Origin of the sequence: Ovoidimarina sediminis (genome assembly GCF_032586175.1) — a bacterium.
Lineage (GTDB): Bacteria > Pseudomonadota > Alphaproteobacteria > Rhodobacterales > Rhodobacteraceae > Ovoidimarina > Ovoidimarina sediminis.
The window spans coordinates 62,371-68,669 of sequence record NZ_JAWHTE010000024.1; the positions used below are offsets into that span (position 1 = coordinate 62,371).

The window sequence follows — 6,299 nt, forward strand, 5'->3', positions numbered from 1 at the left end:
TGATCGAACCTCCCTGCCCTGCGTAAAGTTATACACAGTTATACACTTTTTCAGAGCGGATTTTGCCTCGTAAATCGAAGACATCCAAAAAGTCAGCCGATTCAATCACATCGCAGAAGCACCTGCGAAAGGGCCTGACGATCTACAAAACCGGTCGCAGTCCGTTCTGGAATATTCGCCTGCGTGATCCTCTGCTTGGGAAGTATGTTGTCCGCTCGTCAAAGGAGACGACACGGCTTGAAGCGATCGAAGCGGCGTATGAATTCGCTGATACGTATCGCAGTAAAGCGAACAGCGAGTTTGCGCATACGAAGGCTGTCAGCTTTGAGAACTACGCAAAGCTTCTGATCGCAGCGCAGGAAGGCAAGTCGAAGTGGGCACACGGAGACAACAAGCTACTGAACCGACCAAAGGACGGGCTGATAGCGTATTTCGGCAAGTATGACGTGACGAAGATCTCGGCAGGCAAGATCAGAGAGTACCTGCTGCACCTGGACAAGAATCGGGACAAGCCCCTCGCCCCATCAACAAAGTCCAAGCATGTCGTCATCATCCGCAAAGTGCTGACGCTCGCGGTCGAAGACGGGCTGATGCACACGCTGCCGCCGATGCCGAAGTTGAAGACCGTCGATACGCCCCGGCACACGTTCACCGACAAGGAGTACGTACGGTTCTCGCAAGCCTCCTTTGAGTGTGCGAAGCGCGGCGACGTGGTGCGTGGCGTGAAGATCACCGGTCATCATGCGAAGATGTTCAAGTTCATCGTTCACAGCTTCCTGAGACCGACGGAAGGCGAGCTGTTTGGCCTGAAGCACAAGGACATCGAAGGGCGCAAAGACCCCAATCATCTCGAGATGCGGATTCGTGGTGGGAAAACAGGTAACCGGGTCAGCGTGACGATGCCACTCGCCGTGCCGCTGTACAAAAGCACACGAGATCCATTCGGTGAGATCAAACCTGATCCCGAGAGCTACGTGTGGATGCCGGAGTATCCAAACCGGAGAACAGCGATCAATACGGCGAGGCGGCTGTTCAACCACATACTGAAGGAGGCGGGGTTGGTCGACCCGGATCGGAAGTTATCGCCGTACTCGCTGCGTCACTACGCGCTTCAGGCACGCCTGAGAAGCTCCCACGGCAAGGTCAACATCCACACGCTGGCCCATAACGCCGGAACGTCCGTCGATCAGCTGGAGCGGTTCTATCTGAAGCGGATGGCGCCGACGAAGGAGATGATTGAGAACCTGCAGTTTAGAGGTAAGGACTGATAACCGGCCCGGTCCCGAACGTCTGGTTTGCGCGGCTTAGCAGTCATCTTACCAAAAGACTCAGATGACCGGGAAGAGCCCGAAGCGGTCGATTTTGGCTCAAGCGGCAAGGTCTGAATTCGGCCGAAGAGCTGCCATTGGAGGACAGCACAAAATCTGCCCCATAATGGATTGGACGGAGTAGCCAGTAAAATCAGTACCTTAATTTGTTCCGTGTGCACTGTGTGCAACAAGAAATCGCGTTCTGGCGTACACTGACGGGCGTTTGGTGGTTGTGGTTGTGTGGAGTTGATTGAATTGAAGCGCGTTGGACATGGAACGGCCTAGAGATCTCACCAACTCTGCAACGGCACGAAGTCATTTGTCCCTTGTCGTGCCCATCAAAGAGTTGGTGAGTTGAGGGCCGGCGTTTTCCCGTGTCGGTGACGGTCGTTGCTATCTTCCTGCTAGAGCGTGTCGCTCTTGATCGGATTCAGGATTCCCCTGGCGCGACGGTTGTGTTTCCCTGCCCTTGAGGCAGATGTAGGGGATCAGAATGGGCAAACCGCATCCCATGGCGCTCCGAGAGCGTGCTGTGGCTTTGGTGGAAGACGGGCACACCCATACCGCAGCGGCGCGGCAGTTGCGGGTGTCCATCAAGTTCGTCAACGACATGGTGCGTCTCAAGCGCGAGACCGGGGCACTTGCTCCGAAACGGCAGGGCAATCCCGGGCGCGGCAAGCTGACCTGTGTGACCGCGTGGGTGCGGGACCGGATCGCGAACCAGCCCGATTTGACCATCGACGAACTCGCCGCCGAACTCGAGGCGCAGCACGGCCTTGAGGTTCATCGTTCGTCGGTCGGCCGGCTGCTGCACCGGCTCGGGCTCAGTCACAAAAAAAGACCTGCAGGCGGCTGAGCAGAAACGCCCCGATGTCGCGCTCGCGCGCCACGTCTGGATCGCTCGCCGACAGCCCTTCATGCGCAACGCCCTGGAACGGCTGGCTTTCATAGACGAGACCTCCGTCAAGACCAACATGGTCAAGACCACTGGATGGGCGCCGGTGGGCGCGCGGCTCCCGGATCATGCGCCGTTCGGCCACTGGCGCACGCAAACCTTCGTGGCAGCCCTGCGCCACGACCGGCTCGATGCGCCGTGGGTCATCGACGGTGCGATGAACAGAGAGTGGTTCGAGCGCTACGTGGACACACAGCTCGTCCCGACCTTGCGCCGGGGAGATGTCGTGATCCTCGACAACCTGTCGAGCCACAAGAGCTCACGCGCCGCATATGCGCTCCGGGAAATCGGCGCCAGGTTCCTCTTCCTCCCGCCATACTCGCCCGACCTCAACCCCATCGAGATGGCGTTCTCGAAACTCAAGGCACTGATCAGGAAGGCTGCGGCCAGAACCTATGACGAGCTATGGGCCGCCGTCGGCAGGGTCTGCGACCTCTTCACCGAGGAGGAGTGCTTCAACTACTTTCAAGCCGCAGGATACAGAACCGATTAAACGCGACACGCTCTAGCCGCAGCGATCACGCCTGCGGCAATCGAGCGTGCAGTGCTCCATGCGACAGCCATAGATGTCGGCTGAATGTACCTCTTGGTCACGACGGGATTTGTCTTTTTCGCGCTGTTCCTTGCACTGACACGGATCGGGAGCAGGGGACTGAGCGCCCCGGATCAGACCGATGCTGTGCCCTCGAACTCGATACTCTTGCCCGTTGCGACGTGCGGCACGTGGTGGCAATGCTGATCCAGCGCGCAGCGTCGACATCTACCATGGACATTGGCGGTACATTAACGAGGTCGCGCATTGTACCAGCGATGAGTTGTTGTCACGTCCTTCGCAGTGTCAGCCAGATCAGCAGTGCGATTCCGAGCATCGCGGAGAGCGCTGATCCGCTGAGAATGCCCAGCTTCGCCGCATTCAGGACGGACCAGTCGAATGCGAGGCCCGCAATGAACAGCGACATCGTGAAACCGATTCCCGTGAGAAACGAGCCGGCTATGATGAACGGCCACGACAGGCCGGGCGCAAGCACCGCCAGGCCGGAACGGACTGCAAGCCAGCTGAACCCGAAGACGCCAATCGGTTTTCCCAACACCAGGCCGACAATGATCGCCAAGGAAACCGGTTGTCCAAGACCGGCACCGCTGATCGTGATGCCGGCATTTGCGAGCGCGAAGATCGGCATTATTGCAAAGCCAACCCAAGGGTGCAGCATCATCTCAAGACGTTCGACCGGTGAGAGCGATTCCGTCAGCGCTCGGCCCGCCTGACGAAGGTCATGGTGGCCTGCAGCATCCCCTTGCCGATGATCGCCGGTCGGAGCGGCGAGTACACGCCCCAGGATCGCACGCAGGCGAACATCGCTCACCCAAATTCGGGTAGGCGTCATGAGGCCCAGAATGACACCGGCGATAGTCGCGTGAACGCCAGAGGCATCGAAGCACAGCCAGACTGCCGCCCCCATGAAGAAATAGACCGGGATGCTTCTGATCCCGAGGCGCGAGGCGGTTGCTACAATACCAATTCCCAGCAGGCCCAACCCGAGCGCCGACCAAGTCAACGCTTCCCCGTATCCAAGGGCGACCACAAGTATCGCGCCGACATCATCAAATATAGCGAGGGAAAGCAGGAACAGACGCAAGGTGGGCGGGATCCGGTTTCCGAAAAGGGCCAGGCACCCGATCACGAACGCCGTATCCGTCGCCATCACGGTTCCCCAGCCGTGCATCCCGGGTTGCCCGTACATCATCGCAAGAAACAGGGAGACCGGTACAACCATACCACCCACTGCGCCCGCAAACGGCAGGGCGGCCTGTCGAGGGTTTCGCAATTCGCCCAGCACGATCTCCCGCTTGAGCTCCAACGAAAGCACAAAGAAGAAGAGCGTCATCAAACCGTCATTGATCCAGTGTCGCAGCGAGCGGGTGAAATCCAACGAGCCGAGTGTCAGGCCAATGGGCGTCTCCCAAAAGCCCAGAAAGGCCTCTCGCCAAGGTGAATTCGCCAGCCCCAAGGCCAGTAGAACCGTCAGAAGCAGGAGCCCTCCTGCCGCCGCTTCGATCTTCAGAAAGCGCACAAATGGCTTTGTTATTCTGTCGGCGGCCTCATGGGGCAAAGTCTGGGGATCGTCGATCATGGAATGAACATGCCTTTTCCAATTGGACGATGCACCGCTCTCACATCGCAGCCCTGTAGGCACCTTCGCGCGTCTCTTTGCCCAGACATCATATCACGGAAGGTTCAGGCGGACAGATCGCGTGCCTCGGCGAACGACAAAAGTCTGCGGCGACTCTCATCCCAGAGGTGGAGGTGCGCGCAGCGGAGACTTTGCCGAAGCGTGATGCGTTTGGTCTGTGCCAGAACCTCGTGATCCTCGATCACCTCTGGAAGGCGATAAAACGGAATTCGACTGGCCAAATGATGAACATGGTGGACACCGATATTGCCAGTGATCCAGCGTAGAACGCTCGGAAGCTCGTAATGTGAGCTTCCGTAAAGTGCTGCTTCGTGGATGTTCCAATTTTCTTCGTGCTGCCAACTGGTTTCTTCGAACTGATGCTGGACATAGAAGAACCACATGCCGGCGACTGCACCCAAGAACATGGTTGGCAGGAAGACGAACAGAACAACGTCCCATCCGCCCAGCCAGACGATCAAGGTCAGCGCCGAACCAATGGCGGCATTTGTTCCCATCGCGCTCAGCCAGTATCGCCAGCCCGACCGCATTAAGTGAACGGGCAGTCGGTTCTGCAAGAAGAACGTATAGAACGGCACCACTCCGAACAGGAAAACTGGATTGCGGATAAGCCGATAGAGCGCCCGGCCGAGCCACCCCTTTTCTCGGTACTCCGTGACTGTGAGGGTCGGCATATCTCCGACACCCCGCCGGTCGAGGTTTCCGGTCGTGGCATGATGGATTGCGTGCGTTTTGCGCCAGACGTCATAGGGCGTCAGCGTGATCACGCCGATAACGCGACCGATCCAGTCGCATAGGCGCCGATTGCGCAACAGGGACCCGTGACCGCAATCGTGCTGGATCATGAACAGTCGGACGAGGAACGCCGCATTCACCAGTGCCAGGGCCATTGCCAGCGCAGTACTGATCGAGAGCATCCACCAGGCGACCGCCCAAATTGCCACGAACGGGGCCACTGTCACAGTCAGCTCGAAGATGCTGCGCGAATGGATTGGCTGTCGGTATTTCGCCATCGCCCGCGACCAGTCTGATGGAGCCAAATTGGGCGCTTCCCGCATCAGATCAGTCTGACCGGCAGCATTTCGCGTGCCCGGCTCCTTACCCGTGATGGACGAGGTCCGCGCTTGTACTGGGGGCTGCGGCGCGCTCAGAGGCTGAGCTTTGCGGACTCGGTTGGTGGTCTGATCCGGTATCTCTTCTCGATCTCGCCCTTGACGACGACTGTTGGTTGAATCGGAAGAAAGCTTCGTCGACAATAGAAATCCTGTGTGATTGAGCGTTTACACTTGCGGCCTCCGAACCGAGTTTCCGCCAGCGATGATCTGGTTGATGAGTGCCGCAACAGACCGGTGCGTTTCCATTTCGGCCACCGATCCCTTGGCGTTCTCATGGGTTGCTGCGGCGTCGCGAAGAACACCTACGATCTCGTGCTCCGGCAACAATCCGCCATCGTTCATGGCAAGCAGAAGTGCCTCGCAGATTGAAAGGGCGGCCTGTCCTGAAAACTCGTTCACCGTAGACATCTTCGGGTTTCCGTTCTTGTTTCGCGATCTGGGCCGAATTCGCGCCAGACCTATCCGTACTTCTCGCACGAAATGAGCTATGCTGGACTGATAGAGAGCAGTCGAAGAAACGATTTCCACGCGGCTGACGGACCTGTCAGGGAGAAGCTATGACACCAATCGCGACCAGTCCGCTCACCCGCAAGCTTTCGGCCTTTGTCGCCCTGTCGGAGGCCGAGTTGGCCGTGCTGGAGCGGCTGCACCAGCGCCGCCGGTCCTTCGCCGCGGGGCGCGATATCGTGCATCAGGGGCAATCGGATCAGGCCGCCTACATCCTATC

At 58.5% G+C, this 6,299-nt stretch carries 5 protein-coding genes and 1 pseudogene; 3 read left to right on the forward strand and 3 right to left on the reverse strand.

The window, feature by feature from the left end; translation table 11 throughout:
• The first annotated feature begins 62 nt into the window (after positions 1 to 62).
• Complete coding sequence (locus RXV90_RS20915) at positions 63 to 1,268, forward strand: tyrosine-type recombinase/integrase (protein WP_316651423.1); 1,206 nt, start codon at positions 63 to 65, stop codon at positions 1,266 to 1,268.
• A gap of 535 nt (positions 1,269 to 1,803) precedes the next feature.
• Positions 1,804 to 2,758, forward strand: a protein-coding gene (locus RXV90_RS20920) for an IS630 family transposase (protein ID WP_316651425.1) whose coding sequence is annotated in 2 segments (ribosomal slippage) — positions 1,804 to 2,142 and positions 2,144 to 2,758 — 954 coding nt in all. Because the reading frame shifts where the segments join, the coding sequence is not laid out codon by codon here.
• Positions 2,759 to 3,086: 328 nt separating this feature from the next.
• Here RXV90_RS20920 and nhaA read toward each other — a convergent pair.
• The 3 genes from nhaA to RXV90_RS20935 form a co-directional block, all read right to left on the reverse strand.
• Positions 3,087 to 4,397, reverse strand: a complete 1,311-nt coding sequence (gene nhaA, locus RXV90_RS20925) for a Na+/H+ antiporter NhaA (RefSeq protein WP_316651427.1) — start codon at positions 4,395 to 4,397, stop codon at positions 3,087 to 3,089.
• 104 nt (positions 4,398 to 4,501) lie between these two features.
• Entirely contained in the window at positions 4,502 to 5,515 is a 1,014-nt protein-coding gene (locus tag RXV90_RS20930; RefSeq protein ID WP_316651429.1) for a fatty acid desaturase, read from the reverse strand.
• A gap of 222 nt (positions 5,516 to 5,737) precedes the next feature.
• The gene (locus tag RXV90_RS20935; RefSeq protein ID WP_316651431.1) at positions 5,738 to 5,980 is read right to left on the reverse strand and encodes a hypothetical protein; all 243 of its coding nucleotides are present in this window, start codon (positions 5,978 to 5,980) and stop codon (positions 5,738 to 5,740) included.
• A gap of 149 nt (positions 5,981 to 6,129) precedes the next feature.
• Between RXV90_RS20935 and RXV90_RS20940 the strand changes: the two are divergent.
• Positions 6,130 to 6,299: pseudogene (locus RXV90_RS20940) on the forward strand (Crp/Fnr family transcriptional regulator); the annotation flags it as partial.